Annotated in this window: 16 protein-coding genes and 1 pseudogene; 5 read left to right on the forward strand and 12 right to left on the reverse strand. The window is 62.3% G+C overall.

From position 1 onward, the window contains the following. Window positions 1–138 precede the first annotated feature (138 nt). The gene (locus tag EN893_RS02455; protein WP_127266893.1) at window positions 139–2,220 is read left to right on the forward strand and encodes a sensor histidine kinase; all 2,082 of its coding nucleotides are present in this window, start codon (window positions 139–141) and stop codon (window positions 2,218–2,220) included. Between the two features lie 335 nt (window positions 2,221–2,555). Beyond that, window positions 2,556–2,849, forward strand: coding sequence for a hypothetical protein (locus tag EN893_RS02460; protein WP_164748768.1), 294 nt, complete (start codon window positions 2,556–2,558; stop codon window positions 2,847–2,849). 89 nt (window positions 2,850–2,938) lie between these two features. Here EN893_RS02460 and EN893_RS02465 read toward each other — a convergent pair whose 3' ends face one another. Further along, complete coding sequence (locus EN893_RS02465; RefSeq protein WP_127266894.1) at window positions 2,939–3,538, reverse strand: NADPH-dependent F420 reductase; 600 nt, start codon at window positions 3,536–3,538, stop codon at window positions 2,939–2,941. 73 nt (window positions 3,539–3,611) lie between these two features. Next, the gene (locus tag EN893_RS02470) at window positions 3,612–4,346 is read right to left on the reverse strand and encodes an SDR family oxidoreductase (RefSeq protein ID WP_127266895.1); all 735 of its coding nucleotides are present in this window, start codon (window positions 4,344–4,346) and stop codon (window positions 3,612–3,614) included. Between the two features lie 277 nt (window positions 4,347–4,623). Here EN893_RS02470 and EN893_RS02475 point away from each other — a divergent pair, with 277 nt between their 5' ends. Next, on the forward strand, window positions 4,624–5,520 hold the full coding sequence (locus EN893_RS02475; protein ID WP_127266896.1) for a LysR family transcriptional regulator: 897 nt from the start codon (window positions 4,624–4,626) through the stop codon (window positions 5,518–5,520). 260 nt (window positions 5,521–5,780) lie between these two features. Here EN893_RS02475 and EN893_RS02480 read toward each other — a convergent pair. Next, window positions 5,781–6,951: pseudogene (locus EN893_RS02480) on the reverse strand (RQC domain-containing protein). Then, entirely contained in the window at window positions 6,951–7,520 is a 570-nt protein-coding gene (locus tag EN893_RS02485) for a sulfotransferase (protein WP_245465060.1), read from the reverse strand. Before EN893_RS02485 ends, EN893_RS02480 begins: the two are co-directional and overlap by 1 nt. Here EN893_RS02485 and EN893_RS38950 point away from each other — a divergent pair. Further along, complete coding sequence (locus EN893_RS38950) at window positions 7,401–7,877, forward strand: hypothetical protein (RefSeq protein WP_245476452.1); 477 nt, start codon at window positions 7,401–7,403, stop codon at window positions 7,875–7,877. The genes EN893_RS02485 and EN893_RS38950 overlap by 120 nt on opposite strands. Window positions 7,878–8,006: 129 nt before the next feature. Then, entirely contained in the window at window positions 8,007–9,428 is a 1,422-nt protein-coding gene (locus EN893_RS02490; RefSeq protein ID WP_127266898.1) for a coniferyl aldehyde dehydrogenase, read from the forward strand. A 189-nt stretch (window positions 9,429–9,617) separates the two neighbouring features. Here EN893_RS02490 and EN893_RS02495 read toward each other — a convergent pair whose 3' ends face one another. The 8 genes from EN893_RS02495 to uxaC all read right to left on the reverse strand — a co-directional run. Beyond that, window positions 9,618–9,953 carry a cupin domain-containing protein gene (locus EN893_RS02495; protein ID WP_127270498.1) on the reverse strand — a complete coding sequence of 112 codons (336 nt, stop codon included), beginning with the start codon at window positions 9,951–9,953 and terminating at the stop codon, window positions 9,618–9,620. Window positions 9,954–10,020: 67 nt separating this feature from the next. Beyond that, on the reverse strand, window positions 10,021–10,779 hold the full coding sequence (kduD, locus tag EN893_RS02500; protein WP_127271817.1) for a 2-dehydro-3-deoxy-D-gluconate 5-dehydrogenase KduD: 759 nt from the start codon (window positions 10,777–10,779) through the stop codon (window positions 10,021–10,023). Beyond that, the gene (kduI, locus tag EN893_RS02505; RefSeq protein ID WP_127270496.1) at window positions 10,776–11,627 is read right to left on the reverse strand and encodes a 5-dehydro-4-deoxy-D-glucuronate isomerase; all 852 of its coding nucleotides are present in this window, start codon (window positions 11,625–11,627) and stop codon (window positions 10,776–10,778) included. Before kduI ends, kduD begins: the two co-directional genes overlap by 4 nt. A 22-nt stretch (window positions 11,628–11,649) precedes the next feature. Continuing rightward, window positions 11,650–12,426 carry a FadR/GntR family transcriptional regulator gene (locus EN893_RS02510; RefSeq protein ID WP_127269375.1) on the reverse strand — a complete coding sequence of 259 codons (777 nt, stop codon included), beginning with the start codon at window positions 12,424–12,426 and terminating at the stop codon, window positions 11,650–11,652. A gap of 7 nt (window positions 12,427–12,433) precedes the next feature. Beyond that, window positions 12,434–13,714: a TRAP transporter large permease gene (locus EN893_RS02515; protein ID WP_127269374.1), complete on the reverse strand. Its 1,281-nt coding sequence runs from the start codon at window positions 13,712–13,714 to the stop codon at window positions 12,434–12,436. A 4-nt stretch (window positions 13,715–13,718) separates the two neighbouring features. Then, window positions 13,719–14,249 (reverse strand): TRAP transporter small permease, encoded by a 531-nt coding sequence (locus EN893_RS02520; RefSeq protein WP_127269376.1) that lies wholly within the window; start codon window positions 14,247–14,249, stop codon window positions 13,719–13,721. 100 nt (window positions 14,250–14,349) lie between these two features. After that, window positions 14,350–15,327 (reverse strand): TRAP transporter substrate-binding protein, encoded by a 978-nt coding sequence (locus EN893_RS02525; RefSeq protein WP_127269373.1) that lies wholly within the window; start codon window positions 15,325–15,327, stop codon window positions 14,350–14,352. 36 nt (window positions 15,328–15,363) lie between these two features. Next, a partial coding sequence (gene uxaC / locus EN893_RS02530) for a glucuronate isomerase (RefSeq protein ID WP_128361389.1) occupies window positions 15,364–16,380 on the reverse strand: 1,017 nt, incomplete at its 5' end.

The following is a 16,380-nucleotide window of genomic DNA, read 5'->3' on the forward strand; positions in this document are numbered from 1 at the left end:
CCATGTACGTTCAGGCCCAATCTGGATAGTCCGAAGACCATCTCCTCGCGGAAATCCCTGTCGTCATCAACAAGATAAACAAGGGGGGCGATCACGAGATCGCCCGCTTGTAGCCTTCTCCGACCATCTACGGACCCCATGCAGCAATCTGATAGCATTCGATTTCATTTATTCGCCGCATTGTCTATATTGTTTGTGTGTCTTGTGCCGCAAACGTTATGGGCGCTTCCGCTGAAACCGACGGACGGCCTCAAGGCTCCGGTTTCACTCAGCGGTCACCTCGCAATCTTTCATGATCCCACCGGCGCGCTCACGATCAACGATATCGTTTCCAAGCGCTCCAACATCCAGTTCGAACCCATCCCTTCGATGCTCACGCGGGGCTACCAAAAGGGCGCAATCTGGGCCCGGTTCTCCCTGTCTGCCTCAACGGCTCCAAGGCAATGGCTGCTGCAGGTAGAACGGCCCTTGATCGAACACATCACGCTGTATGTCTCTGACGGGGCGGGAGGTTATTCGGTCTTGCCCCCTAGCCAACTCAACCTAGGGGATGGAGCAGACGCCGACGCATATCCGGCCGTCTTCCCGATCTCCGTGCCGTCCACTCGAACCGATTATTACATCCGACTCCAATCGTCGACCTCGATCACCACTTCGCTGAACCTTTGGCAGAGTCAAGGCTATGAAGAGTATCGCCGATTCGACGATTGGATCATGGGCATGGTGGTTGGCGCTATTTTCGTCATGGTCTTCACCAATTTTCTGTATGCCGTATGGCTCAGGGATTCTTTATATCTTCTATACATCGCAGTTATCATAGAGTCTGGGCTAATAAGTCTCTTCCACATGGGATATGCATCCGAAGTTCTGATGTCCCTAGAGCCGAAAATCATACACCTAATTTGGGGTATTATCGTTTGCTTATACAGTATAGTCATGATGTTATTTTTGGCTAGACTATTTGAGTTTCACCGTCATTTGATCTGGGCGTGGCGCGTCTCCCAGGGTGTTGTACTGCTCAATGGCATCGCCTTGGCTTTTGCGATTGCGGGACGCTACGGCGACGTCGGGTTTTTCGTATCGCGACTGCAGCAGCTGTCTCTCATCTTCATTTCGCTGCTAGTGCTCTATCTGCTCATTGTGCGGCGACGGTATCAATACCTACTGTCGGCGATTGCATTTTTGGGCGTAATCTCTGTCCTGCTGGTGATGCAGGTGATGTATACTGGGGCCAACCCGTTCCAGCTGGACGGCTCTTTGTCCAGATTCTTGGCCGGCGGGACCGTGATTCACCTGGCGTTGCTCAGCGCAGCCGTCGCAAAGAGAACGCGGCTTGCCGAGCGCAGCTTGAGCGAGGAGAAGGATCGCGTCATCGCAGTGTCGCGGTTGGCCGAGCAGGAGCTGACTGTCAAGGTGCGCGAAAGGACCGCAGAGCTTGGGGAAAGAAACGCCTCGCTCAAGGTGGAAGTGGATCGACGTCACCAGCTTGAACTCAAGCTCAGGCAGGCTCTGGACACCGCCAACGATGCTCTGGCTCAGCAGCGGGACTTTGTGGCCTTGGTATCTCATGAGTTTCGCGGCCCCTTGGCCGTCATCTCTGCCGCCGCCGACAATCTGTCATCTTCTGCAGGTGAAAGCGCCGACAATATCAAGTTGCGCACCACAAGGATCCGCCAGACCGTCAAAAGGATGTCATCGCTGATTGAAAACGTCCTAGCCTTCGACCGGCTCAATGGTGGGCAGAAAACTCTTCCCACGATCAAGATGTTCGACCTGAATGAGGTTTTGCACGCCGCCGAAGCGGGGTTGGATGATGCTGCGGCCGGACGTGTTAGCTTCACTCACGGCGACGAAGTGATTGTGAAAGGTGACCGCAACCTGCTGGAGATTGTAATACAAAATCTGATCCAGAACGCCCTGAAATACTCATCGGTGACCAGCTCTGTGACGATCCGGCTGTCGACTGAGCAGGGCGTGGCGTTTGTACACGTGGTGGATCAGGGCTCTGGCGTAGCGCCCGACGACCACGAGTTCATATTCATGAGGTACTATCGCGCCGCGGGCCAATTGGTAAACGGCTCCGGTTTAGGGCTCTACATTTCACGCGAGATCGCCCGGCAGCACGGCGGCGGTCTCATACTGGCCGCCAGCGACATCAACGGGTCGACATTCCGCCTCTCACTGCCCGTCGAGGGGAACTGGCCTGCCCCTGAAAAGTGACCCTCCCTGACGTATGGCTTTTGGGCCGAACCAGGACTGAAGAAATGGTCGGAAAGAGACACAGTTGCGGCCGCTCATTGTCTACCGTTAACCTCCGGTAAACCTTGCGGATCTGGTAGAGAGGCGGCGGAAGAGCCGCCCGACCCAGGACACTCTGGCCTTCGCGGAGGCCGTAAAGCTTCGGCGATGGGCAGGCCATTCGGCATCTCCGCACATGGCGTCCGCAAGCGCAGCCAGCCGCTGTGAATTTGCCAGCCGGTTTAGCCCAAATGGGGGAAGAGGCCCGGCCCAAGGTCTCGTAATGGTTGGTTCGCCCAGCCAGTTAGGAGACCACTATGCGCAAAGCCTCTCTCGCCATCACAGTCGCCGGCACGGCCTTCTTCGGTCTTTCCACTGTCGCATCGGCATGCGTGTCGATGGACGGCAACTTCGTCGTAAACAACTGCAATTATCGCGTCATGGGAAATTACAAAGGCTCGGATGGCAGTTGGGGTGGCTTCGGACCCATCCGCGCGGGCGGTCGTGAGGTAACTTCCAAAAGACGCGATGCCGGCTGGGACATCAGCTATTGCAACTACGATTCATGGGCGGCAGGCACCTGCCGGCCGAAGGATCCCAGGCAAATGTAAGCCGCTTTCAAGCGCGTCGCTTTGCGCGCTCGGCTGACGATGTGGCCGGCGTCGAACACCGGCCACTCTGACGGCGCACGGTAAATCCGTTATTGCTCCTTCTTGAACTGATCCTGGAAGATCAGCTGGCCCCAAGTGCGGCCGCGTGCGTGCACCAGTGCGCCGCCCTCGTTGAGCTTCCCCAGCTTGACCGGTGCGAACCCGAGTTGTTTGGCCAAGACCGCCACGGGAGCGATCGCGTCCTCGTCGTCGCTCGAAAGAAAGACGACCCGGTGGCCGCCCTCGACGATCGGATCGGCAGCCAGGGTGGCCGCAATCAGGTGATTGAAGCCTTTGACGAGCTTGGCGCCGGTGAACGCCTTTGCGACGAAGGCCGAGGACGGCAGACCGTCCAGTTCTTCGGAGACTGGAAACACGTTCGTCGCGTCGATGATCGTCTTGCCTTCCCAGCTTGACAGCGCCTTCGCGACATCTGGGTGCGATTCGAAGCGGACAGCCAAAAAGATGATGTCCGCCTTGACCGCGTCCGCCAGCGTTTTCGGGATGATCGTGGGTCCGATCGCGGCCGCGGCTGATGCAAAGCTTTCCGGGTCGCGCGTGGTTGCCACGGACACTTCGATGCCGTTGCGGGCAAACGCCTTGGCAAGAGCCTGGCCGATCTTGCCGAAGCCGATAATTGCATAGCTCATGTATATTCTCCTTCAGTTTACCAGGCCCTGCGGGCTCGGGATATCGAATGGATGAACGGCGGGGCGTAGCGGGTCAGATTTGCGCCAAGCCCCCGTCGACGGCGACCTCGCTGGCGGTCATGAAGCTGCTGTCGGGCGACGCGAGAAACGCAGCCGCCGCCCCGATCTCCGCTGGATCGGCCATCCGCTGAAGCGGATTCATCGAGGCGAAGGCCTTCAAGCCCTCCTCGCCTATCGCTGCCTTCGCGAGTTCGGTCGCCGTCGGCCCGGGCGACAGCACGTTTACCCGGATGCCGGTGCCTTTCAAGTCTTCCGCCCAGGTCCGCGCGAGGTTGCGCACGGCCGCCTTGCTCGCGCTATAGACGCTGAATGCGGGCGCGCCCGTGGTGCCGGCGCTCGATCCGGTCAGGATAATCGAACCGCCCTCGCCCATCAGCGGCAGCGCCTTCTGGACCGTGAAAATCGTACCCTTCACATTGGTGTTGAAGGTTTCGTCAATGTGCTCGGCGGTGAGCTTGCCGAGCGGAAGCAGGCTTCCCACCCCGGCGTTGGCGAAGATGATGTCGAGGGTTCCGCGCTCGGCCTTCACCGCCGCATAGAGCCGATCGAGGTCGGCCTCATCCGAGACCGAGCCCTTCACCGCGCGGGCATTGGGCCCGAGTTCGGCCACAGCGGCGTCTAGCGCGTCCTGCCGGCGGCCGAAGATGAAGACGAAGGCGCCCTCCTCGATGAAGCGCTTCGCTGCGGCGCGGCCGATGCCGGTGGCGCCACCCGTAATAACCGCAACCTTACCGTCCAGTTTTCCCATGACTCAATCCTTCCAGCTTCTGTCTTTGCTCGTTCGGGGTACGCCCCGAGGACCTCTAGATGGGCCCGTCGGGGTCAGGTGGTGAGTGCGGAAGCGCGCACATCGGTGGTGCAAAATCGATCCGCTTTCAGGGCTGACGCCCGCCGCGACGATCCGTGTCCGCCATTCGGAATTGCGCCGCCCCTGTCGACATAAGCTATGATGTCCCGCCCCTACCGCTGTAGGATGTGCTAGATACGGGCTTTGGAAGGCGCACCGCGCGGTGCCGGATTGCACCATGATCGACTGGGATGACATTCGCTACTTTCTAGCCGTCGCACGCGGAGGCTCGGTGCGGGCTGCCGGCGCGCAGCTCGGGGTGAATCACTCGACCGTGCTGCGACGCATCGCACAGCTTGAGGAACGCCTCGGGGCGCAAATGTTCGAAAAGCTGCCTTCGGGCTACCGCCTGACGGCTGCGGGCGAGGAGGTCCTCGAGCTCGCGAACCAGATGGAAGCGTCGTCTCACCAGCTGGAGACGCGCGTCTTCGGGCGCGACCAGAGCGTGCGCGGGCTTCTGCGGGTGACGCTGGCACCCCCCCTCGCGACACACCTGCTCATGCCGGACTTCGCCGATTTCGCGAGTCTGCATCGCGACATCGAGATGGAAATCCTGTCGTCCGGCGAACTGGCAAATCTGACCAACCGAGAGGCCGACGTGGCGATCCGCGTCGTCTACGACCGCAAAACCCTGCCGCTCAATCTTCACGGCCTGAAGGGACCGGAGGTGTTCGGCGGCGTTTACATGTCCCGCGATCGCCTGGCCGCGTGGCGTGCGGGCGCAGCTGATCCCATCCGGTGGATCGTCATAAGCGCTCATGGGATTCCGGAATGGGCCAACGCGGGTGAGGTTCGCACCACGGGGGTTCCATTCAGGACCACGGACGCCGAGGCGCAGATCGTTGCCGTACGGCAAGGTCTCGGGATCACGACACTGCCGTGCTTCGTCGGAGATGCCGACCCCGTGCTGGTGAGGGTGCCGGGCACCGATCTGCACATGTACGGAACGCTCTGGCTTCTCACCCAGGGTGAGACACGCAAGACGAAGCGCGTGCGGCTCTTCACGGAGTTCATATCCCGCAGGCTCGCCGCCTACGCTCCGCTTCTCACGGGACTATCCATATCGCGCGACTGACGCCCAGCGGGTCGACGCTGCGGTGAATGAGCGGACAGCGGCACCTATTGCGGTTGCAGATGCTCAGCCATGAAGTCGATGAACGCCTCGGTCTCAACCTGATCTGTCGACTGGCCGGCCAGAGAACATTGAACTGATCGGTCTCGTCGGGGGCATAGGCGATGTAGGAATGGGCGGCGACGGAACAGAAGCTCTCGGAACGGATGCCTTCTCCGAAGATCCCTATGCTTCAGAGCGCGTGACCAGTCGCTGATCTGACCTCAGGCCGAGCCATCGGATTGGTGCTCGGCAATCGCACTCAGAAAAACCTGGCCGAACTCCTTCAGCTTTGCCGCCCCAACTCCATTCACTTCAGCGAAGGCGTCGAGGTCGTGCGGGCGGCGCTCGGCCATGTCGATCAGGGTGCGATCGGAAAACACCACATAGGCCGGCACCTGACGCTCCTTGGCGAGCCGCAGTCGCAAGGTCTTCAGCGCGGCCAGCAGCCCGGTGTCCACATCCGATTGCCCGAAATCCTGCCCGGAGCGCGTCTTGCCGCGCAAGGCGCGGCTGCGCACCTCGACACGATAATGGAACGGCATCTCGCCACGCCCAAGCGCATGGCCTTTTTCGGCGATGGCGAGGCCGCCATGACCGGCCGGATCCGGCATCAGGAACCCGCCTGCGACGAGCTGCCGGATCAGCGACAGCCAGAAATCCTTCTTGTGCGCCAGACCGCTGCCGAAACTCGTGAGCCTCTGGTGGTTCCTGGCAAGCACCTTCTCGGTTTCATGGCCGAGCAGGATGTCGATGACATGGCCGGCACCGAAGCGTTCGCCACTCTGGGCGATGGCTGCCAGGATTATCCGCGCCTCCGCTCCGCCATCGGCGCGCGGCGCCTGGTCGAGGCAGGTGTCGCAATTGCCGCAAGGCTGCGCTTCTTCGCCGAAATAGCCGAGCAGCACCTGGCGACGGCACTGCGCCGTCTCGCAATAGCCGATGCGCCTCGTCGACGGCGATCAGGCTGACATCGAGCCTGGCCAGCGCCTCGAGCATCCGCTCGGTCATCAGCCGCTCCGGCGCGAGATAGAGCAGGCGCGTCTGGCCTGAGGCGACGCGACGCCATGCGGCGATATTGGCATCGCGGTCGATCGAGGAATTGATCGTATCGGCAGCCACGCCGGCAAGCCGCAAGGCGGCGACCTGATCCTGCATCAGCGCCACCAACGGCGAAACGACAATGGTGAGCCCGCCCAGGACAAGTGCCGGGACCTGGTAGCAGAGCGATTTGCCCGCACCCGTCGGCATGACGGCCAGGACATGCCGCCCGGCCAGCAGCGCGTCCATGACATCGGCCTGGCCGGGGCGAAAATCATCGAAGCCGAACACGTCCTTCAGCACGCGCCGCTTGGGATCTCGCTCTTCTGTCGCGACGGCCGCCGGTGCCCGCATTACCGCGCGTCCACGGTCGGCGTGCTTATTGGCATGTCATAGCCGAACTCGGCGCAGAAACGCCGGACGCCGACGAGAAATGCCGGGGGCAGACCGCCGAGATAGGTCCTGAATTCTTCATTCCGTTCCCATTTTCTCAACGAAGCCACCCGGATCGGATTGTTCGGATCCTCGCTGAAACGAATGCGCGGTGTCAGTCCGAACGATTGCGCGATTCTGTCCTGCTGCGCATCGGGCGCGCCGATCATGTCTTCGTAGCGGACAAAGAGTATCTGCCGGTGCGGTTGTGCCTTCTTCAGCCGGGTCAGCGCGTCGTATTCGGCCAGCCAGCGATGCGGCGTGACGTGGAACCGACGCTCGTTGCGTGTTTGCGGATGCGAACTTGTCAGCGTGTCGAACGGATGGCGCACGCAATAGATCAAGCCGATGGAGGGAGGGAGCTTCGCCAGATGCGCAAAACCGCGCGCATCGCGCTTGACGACGAGGTTCGATTCCGGCCGGTCCAACATGTCCAGCATTGTGTATCGCGCTTCGGGCGGATGGACGAAAATGTCCTCGAAACACCTCATCAGCCGCTGTGTCAGCGTCGTGCCGCTGCGCGCGCAACCCGAAATGAAAATTCTGTTGGCGGGCGCCGCGCGTGCGTATGTGCGTTTTTGCATGCGCTGTTTCAGAGACAGCGGCACGAACCGCAGAAACTCCCGCACAACCCTTCGCGCAGCCGCTCCAAACGCAGCCTCAAGCCTGTGAGCGCCCTTCATCCGCAATTCCGCAGGGCCGCCCGGCACGAAACGCGCCGCTTGGGGTCCATGGCCAAGATACTCGTCGCCGATATCAGCATCAGGCAGACACCGGACTGGAATTCCTGGATGGGAGAGGATGGGAAATCGGTCAAAACGACTCTCTGCATGGGCACCATGCCTTAGCGCAGCTGTCATCGTGCCACAACAGGAACAGGTCGCCTGCAGCCTGCGCCTTCCCTTGCAACACCTTTACCTCGCTGGATTCCTTCACCCAGCAATGTAAGCTCGGCTCCGCTAGCCAGGGAGGATGCGATGCTGCAGACCAGACAGGATGTTCTCGGCGAGCGGTTCCACCTGCAGCGCGCCGCCTTCGAGGCGCAGCCTTTCCCCAACTTTGGCATCCGCAAGGATCGCCTGAAACGCCTGCTGGCGCTGACCGAGCGGCATGAAGCCGACATCTGCACCGCCATCGACACCGACTTCGGCGGCCGTTCCGCGCATGAGACGCGCCTTGCGGAACTGTTCGTCGTGCGCGCCGGCATCCGCCACGCGCTGTCGCATGTCAGGGGCTGGATGCGCGAACGCCGCGTTGTCACCACCATGCCGTTCCTGCCCGGCCGAAATCGCCTCGTCCCGCAGCCGCTCGGCGTCGTCGGCATCGTGTCGCCCTGGAATTATCCTTTCCAACTCGCTGTCGCGCCGGTCACGGCGGCACTCGCGGCCGGCAATCGCGTGCTTATAAAACCTTCCGAATTGACCCCGGCATTCTCAGTGCTGCTGGCCAAACTCGTTGCCGAGCATTTCGCACCCGATGAGCTCAGCGTCATCACCGGCGATGCCGAGATGGGAAAGGCCTTCGTGTCGATGCCTTTCGATCATTTGCTGTTCACCGGCTCGACCGCGGTCGGACGCCAGGTCGCGATCGCCGCGGCCGCCAACCTGACCCCGGTCACGCTCGAACTCGGCGGCAAGTCGCCGGCAATCTTCGATCCGTCCTGCGATCTCGATGCGGCGGTATCCAGCATTGCCTATGGCAAGCTCTTGAATGCCGGGCAGACCTGCATCGCGCCGGATTATCTGCTGGTGCCGAAGGGGCAGGCAGGCACGGTCGCTGTCAAGCTCGCAACGGCGATCGCGAAGCTCTACCCGACCTTGCGCGACAACCCCGATTATACCGCCATCATCAGCGACCGGCACCACCAGCGCCTGCGCGACATGATCACTGAAGCGCGTGACGCAGGCGCCGATGTCACCGAAATCAACCCGGCCGGCGAAGAGCTGGGTGCCAAAAGCCGGAAGCTGCTGCCGACTCTGGTCCGCAACGCCGGCGCAAACCTGCGGCTGATGCGCGAGGAGATTTTTGGGCCGGTGCTGCCCATCGTAGAATACACCGGGATCGACGAGGCGATTGCCGATGTGAACGGAGCGGAGCGCCCGCTGGCGCTCTACTGGTTCGGCCGCGACAGCGGCAATCGTCAACGCATCCTGCACGAGACTATTGCCGGCGGTGTCACCATCAACGACTGCATGCTGCATCTGGTACAGGAAAACCAGCCTTTCGGCGGGGTCGGCGCCAGCGGCATGGGCGCCTATCACGGCGAGTGGGGATTTCGGACGTTCAGCAAGGAGAAGCCGGTTTTCACACAGTCGCGGCTGAGCGCCGGAGCCTTGTTGCGCCCGCCCTACGGCAAGACGTTCGAGCGGCTCTTCAGCCTCCTGCGTCACATCACCTGATCGAGCGAGCGCAGCCTCCGGTTCGTCGTGCCATGCAGCGCCGGCGCATTAAGACTATCTTCACCACGGTGCGGCAGGGTCCTCATCCTGCGGTGATGTCTTGAGTACCGCGGCGCCACAAGCGCCCAGGCAACAGACCCGCGCCTCTTTCGGGGTGCGGGTCATTCCCGCTCGATCTCTTACCCTTGGCTAGCCGAGGAAATCGGCCCGGTGCGGCGTGAAGCTGTCGACCAGCCGCCCTGCTTCCAGGGCCTTGACGCCGTGCACCAGACCGGACGGCACAATGAAGCTGCCGCCGGTCTCGATGGTTTCGGTCCTACCGTCGATGGTCACCTCGAAGCGGCCTTCGGCGACATAGCTTGCCTGGACATGCGGGTGCGAATGCAGGGCGCCGACGCCACCCTTGTCGAAGCCGAATTCGACCAGCATCAACTCGTCGGTGTGCAGGAGAACGCGCCGCCTGTTGCCGTCTGGCGTCTTCGTCCAGGCGCCCTCGCCGGCTTGCGCGAAAATCTTTGCGGTCATCGTTGTCTCCTCAGAGCAATTCCAAGAAAAGTGTGAAACGGTTTTCCGCCCGGAATTGCGTCAAAACCTAGCGCGCCAGCCAGCCGCCATCCACCGGCACCACCGCCCCATGCATGTAGTTCGACGCCGGCGCCAGCAGGAAGACGGCGGCGTCGCCAATGTCGCCCGCCTCGCCCCAGCGGCCGGCCGGGATACGCGCCAGGATGGCGGCGCTGCGGTCGGGATCGGCGCGCAGCGCCTGCGTGTTGTTGGTCTCGATATAGCCCGGCGCGATGGCGTTGACGTTGATGCCCTTTGCCGCCCATTCGCAGGCGAGCAGACGCGTGATGCCGAGCACACCGTGCTTCGAGGCAGTGTAGGACGCAACGCGGATGCCACCCTGGAAACTCAGCACGGAGGCAATGTTGACGATCTTGCCCTTCCGCTCAGCTGCCAAGGCACGCCTTGCAAAGCTTTGGCAGAGCAAAAAAACCGTTTTCAGGTTGACGTCCATGACGTCGTCCCAATCGGCCTCGCTGAGATCGACGGCATCGGCGCGGCGGATGATGCCGGCATTGTTGACCAGCCCGTCGAGCGGACCGCTTTCGTCCCAGATCCGGTCGTGCAACGGGCCGGCGGCCGAAATGTCGGCAAGGTCGGCGCTGACCGCCTCGAATTGCCCTCCCAGCGCGGCGACCTTGTCTGCCGTATCGTCCATCGACGAGCGGCCGACGCCGACCACCGCGCCCCCGGCGCGTACGATCGATACGGCGATGCCCTGGCCGATGCCGGTGTTGGCGCCGGTGACCAGGAAACGTTTTCCGGCAAGGCTGAAGGGGTCGCTCACCGCAGATCGCTCAACGCCACCGGGTCGACATCGGTATAGTCGACATTGTCGCCAGCCATCGCCCAGATGAAAGCATAATTGGAAGTGCCGGCGCCCGAATGGATCGACCAGCCCGGCGACAGCACCGCTTCCTCGTTGCCCATGACGATATGGCGCGTCTCGTCCGGCTCGCCCATGAAGTGGAAGACGCGTGCCGTCTCCGCCAGGTCGAAATAGAGATAGGCCTCCATGCGCCGGTCATGCACATGGCACGGCATGGTGTTCCACACCGAGCCCGGCGCCAGCTGAGTCATGCCGACCACCAGCTGGCAGGTCTTCACGCCGTCGGCATGGATGAACTGGAAGATCGAACGCTCGTTGCAGGTGTCCTTGCTGCCGAGATCGAGGCGCTTGGCGTCGCCGATGCGGATCAGCCGGCTGGGCCAGGCCTGATGCGCCGGCGCGCTGAGCAGATAGAATTTGGCCGGCGCATCTGCATCGGCCGACGCGAACGACACATCAGCGATGCCCATGCCGAGATAGAGCATGTCGCGCGCCTGCAATTCGAAGGACTGGCCGCCGGCCTTGATGACGCCTGCACCGCCGATGTTGACGGCGATCAGCTCGCGACGGTCGAGAAAGTTCTTGGTGCCGGTCGGCTTGATCGTTTCCAGTTGAAGCGCGGCGTCCGTCGGCACGGCGCCGCCGACGATCATGCGGTCGTAATGTGTGTAGGTCAGGCTGATGCGGCCGGGCTGGAACAGGCCGTCAATGTGAAAGTTGTGGCGCAGCTCATCGGTTCCCATCGCCGCGGCGGCGACCGGGTCGATGGCAAAGCGGGATGTATAGTCGGTGTGGCTCTGGTTCATTTCAATCCTGACTTGAGATGGGTCATTCGCCGGCGGCGGCCTTGACCGAACTGGAATAAAAAGCCTGACGCGCATGCAGGCGTTCGCGGTAACGCTGCTGGCTGGCGGTGAGGTGCGCGCGCATCGCCTCTCGCGCGGCCTCGGCATCGCCAGAGGTAATGGCGTTGAGGATCACCAGGTGCTCGCGCTGCAGTCCGCGCTGGTAGCTATCGGATTGCGCCAATTCGGTCGACCAGGGCGAAGTCACGTCGCACGGGATGGCGCGCCGGCCGAGCACGTCGAGCATCTCGACATAGAATGGGTTGCTGGTGGCGCTGGCGATCGCGCGATGGAAGGCGAGGTCGGCCGGACCGGTCGGCTCGCTGGCAAGCAGCAGCCGCTCGAATTCGAAGAAGGCTTCCTGGATCGCCGCCTCCTGCGCGGCATTGCGGCGGACGGCGGCGATCCCGGCCGATTCAATCTCGATCGCCAGCCGCACTTCGAGCACGTTGAGCGCGATCGAATCCTTGCTGCCCATGTCCGCGGCCAGCGCGCCGAACATTGTCGAGATGTGCTCTGTGACGAAGACACCGGCGCCCTGGCGCGGTTCGACCAGCCCGTCGGCGGCAAGCTTGGCCAGCGCCTCGCGGATGACGGTGCGGCTGACGCCGAAGGTTTCGGTCAGTTGGCCTTCGGTCGGCAATTTATGGCCGGGCAGGATCTCACCCGCCTGCAACTGCTTGCGGATCGTCGTGACTACTGTCTCCGACAGTTTGGGTTTTCTCTCGACCCTGAGGTCGGTTGCGGTGTCCGATGCCATGTCGCCCCTATTTGAAGACGCTCGGTAGCCAGAGCGAAATGGCCGGAATATAAGTGACGAGCCCCAGTACCACGAGCCCGGCCCCATAGAACGGCCAGATCGAGCGCATCGCCTCCCAGACGGATATCTTGCCCACTGCGCACGCCACGAACTGCACAGCGCCCACCGGCGGCGTATTCAGCCCGATGCCGAAGTTGAGGATCATGATAACGCCAAAATGTACCGGGTCGACGCCGTAGGCTTGCGCCACGGGCAGGAAGATCGGCGTGCAGATGATGATCGTCGGCCCCATGTCCATGAAGGTGCCGAGGAACAGCATCAAGACGTTGAGCAGGAGAAGCACGACCAGCGGATCGTCCGAGATCGCGTTCATGGAGGCTATGAGCGCTGCCGGCACTTTCAGGAAGGCCATCAACCACGAGAACGCCGCCGCCATGCCGATGATGAGCAGCACCATGGCCGTGGTGCGCACGGCACCATGGGTGGCATGAACGAAACCTTCCCAAGTCATCTGCCGGTAAACGAAGACAGTGACGAGCAACGCATAGATGACCGCGACACAGGAACTCTCGGTCGCCGTGAAAACGCCCGATCGTACGCCACCGAAGATGATCGCGATCAGCAGCAGGCCGGGCACCGCGACAGCGAAGAGATGCGCGACGGCGGTGAAGCCCGGAAACGGCTCGGTCGGATAGCCGCGGGAGCGCGCCACGAAATAGGCGGTGATCATCAGCGACAGGGCCAACAGCAGGCCCGGAATGATGCCGGCCGTGAACAGGTCGGCGATGGAGATCTTTCCACCTGCCGAGATCGAGTAGATGATCATGTTGTGCGACGGCGGCAGGAGCAGCGCGATCAGCGCTGCCATCGACGTGACGTTGACGGCGTAATCCGCTCCATATCCACGCGCCTTCATCTGCGGGATCATCAAGCCGCCGACCGCCGCTGCCTCGGCCACCGCGGACCCCGAAATGCCGCCGAACAGTGTAGCGGTCGCAATGTTGACCTGCCCGAGGCCTCCTCGCAAATGGCCGACGAGCGAGCCGGCGAAGGCAACGATCTTGCTGGCGATGCCGCCGCGCACCATCAAGTCGCCGGCATAGATGAAGAAGGGAATGGCCAGCAGCGAAAAGACGCTCATGCCGGAATTCAGGCGCTGGAACACGATGAGCGGCGGCAGGCCCATATAGAGGACGGTGGCAAAGCTTGCGACGCCGAGGCAGAAAGCGATCGGCGTGCCGATAAGCATCAGAAGGGTGAAGACGCCGAAGAGAATCCAGAGTTCCATGGCGTCAGACCTTCACGTTCGCCGTGTCGAGCTCGGTTGCGACTTCCGCCGGCGGCAGTTCATCGAGCACATCGTCGATCGGCGCACCGGAGAGGCGAAGCACGATGCGCTCCAGCGTGAAGAGCACGACGAGCACGCCTCCCGCGACCAGCGGGACGTAGTCCCAGCCCCCCGATATGCCGAGCGACGGCAAGGTAGCGCCCCAGGTCAATGCGACCAGTTGGCTACCATACCAGATCATACCGATGCCGAAGGCGAGCGCGACGAGGTCCGAGATCATCCGCAGCCAACGCTTGCCGCCTTTGGGCAGTACGTAGAGCAGGACGTCGAAGCCGAGGTGATAGTTCTCGCGCACGCCGACGGCAGCGCCGAGGAAAATGAACCAGCTCATCAGCATCACCGAGCCCTGCTCGGTCCAGCTTGGCGAGCGGTTCAGGACATAACGACCGAACACCTGCCAGGCGACGAAGGCGGTCATCAGCACCAGCCCGATGCCTGCGACCCATAGCGCCGCTGTGCTGACGCGCGACATCATGCGCGCGACGCCGGACAGGGGCGGTCTGTGTTCTGGGCTGGAGGTCACCGGTTCTCTCCGCAAGAGGACGGCGGCGCGGAATGCCCGCGCCGCCGCTTGATCACTGCACGGCCTTGATGGCTTCGACCATGGCCTTCAGCTTGTCGTCCTTGACATGCTTCTCGTAGACCGGACCCATGGCGTCGATGAAGGGCTGCTTGTCCGGCGTCGTGATCTGCGAACCGGCCGCCTCGACCTTGGCGCGCGATTCCTTGACCTTGGCGGTCCACAGCTCGCGCTGCCTGGCGACGCTCTCCTTGGCGGCCGCCTTGAAGATCGCCTGATCCTCCGGCGTCAGCTTGTCCCAGCTCGACTTCGCCATGACGAAGGCTTCCGGCACCATAGTGTGCTCGTCGAGCGAATAGAACTTGGCGACTTCCGCATGCTTGGCGGTGTCGTAGCTCGGAAAATTGTTTTCCGCGCCGTCGATGACCCCGGTCTCGATCGCCGAATACACCTCGCCATACGGCATCGGCGTCGCGTTGGCGCCGAGTGCCGCCACCATGTCGACGAAGATGTCGGACTGGATGACGCGGAACTTCATGCCGGACAGATCGGCTAATGAGTTGATCGGTTTCTTCGAATTGTAGAAGGAGCGCGCGCCGCTGTCGTAAAAGGCGAGCAGCACCAGCCCGACCTGTTCGAACGCCGCCGCGATCTGGTCGCCGACCGCCCCGTCCATGACCTTGTGCATATGGTCTTCCGAGCGGAAGATGTAGGGCAGCGAGGGCACCGTGGTTTCGGGAATGAGCCCGTTGAACGGCGCCATCGAGATGCGGTTGAGGTCGATCACGCCGGTGCGAACCTGCTCGATCGTGTCCTTTTCTTCGCCGAGCTGCGCGGAATGATAGAGCTCGACCGCATAGCGGCCGGCCGTACGCTCCTTTACAAGCTCGCCGAAATATTTGACTGCCTCGACCGTCGGATAGCCGTCCGGGTGGGTGTCGGACGAGCGCAGAACCGTCTGGGCGCTTGCCGTTCCGGCCATCAGTGCGGCGGCGAGTAGCGCAACTCCCGTCAGTCTTGAAAAATGCAACATGGTTTCCTCCCTTTGCATTGCGGGCGAGTTGCCCCTTCAGAGCCGATACGCCTTTTTCGCCAGCGTATAGGTCAGTTCCCGCGCCAGCTCATGCGCCTCGTCCTCGCGCAGCCGATGCTCGGCGACGAGACGCGCCAGGAACGCGCAGTCGACTCGCCGCGCCACATCGTGACGCGCCGGGATCGATGGAAAGGCACGGGTGTCGTCGTTGAAACCGACGGTGTTGTAGAAGCCGGCCGTCTCGGTGGTCATCTCGCGGAAGCGCCGCATGCCTTCCGGGCTGTCGTGGAACCACCATGCCGGCCCGAGCTTCAGCGCCGGGTAGACACCGGCCAGCGGCGCCAGCTCGCGCGCATAACTGGTCTCGTCGAGCGTGAACAGGATGACGGTGAGGTCGCGCTCCAGCCCGACGCAGTCGAGCAGCGGCTTCAGCGCCGTCACATAATCGGTCCTGGTCGGGATATCGAAACCCTTGTCGCGGCCGAATTTCTGGAAGATCGCGGGCGAATGATTGCGCCAGGAGCCGGGATGGATCTGCAGGACCAGTCCATCGTCGAGGCTCATCTTGGCCATCTCGGTCAGCATCTGGGCGCGGAACAGTTTTCGCTCGCGCTCATCGTCGGAACCACGGCGAATCCGATTGAACAGCTCTTGCGCCGCCGCATCCGAAAGATTGGCGGTCTCGGCCGTCGGATGGCCATGATCCGACGAAGTCGCGCCGAAGCTTTTGAAGAAGGCACGCCGCTGGCGATGCGCATCGAGATAGCCGGCCCAATTGCCGGTGTCGCAGCCGGTGATCTCACCGAGCCGGTCGAGATTGGTTGAAAACCCTTCGAAATCTGGGTCGACGACCGCGTCCGGCCGATAGGCGGTGATAACGCGGCCCTGCCAGCCGCTGTCGCGAATCATCTGGTGCCATTGGAGATCGTCGAGCGCGCCTTCCGTGGTCGCGATGACCTCGATGTTGAAACGCTCGAACAGCGCGCGCGGGCGAAAATTCTCCCACTGCAGCAGCGTCGCGATGGTGTCGTAGTGGCGGGCGGCAGTCCGCGC

The organism is Mesorhizobium sp. M7A.F.Ca.CA.004.04.2.1, from assembly GCF_004022825.1.
Lineage (GTDB): Bacteria > Pseudomonadota > Alphaproteobacteria > Rhizobiales > Rhizobiaceae > Mesorhizobium.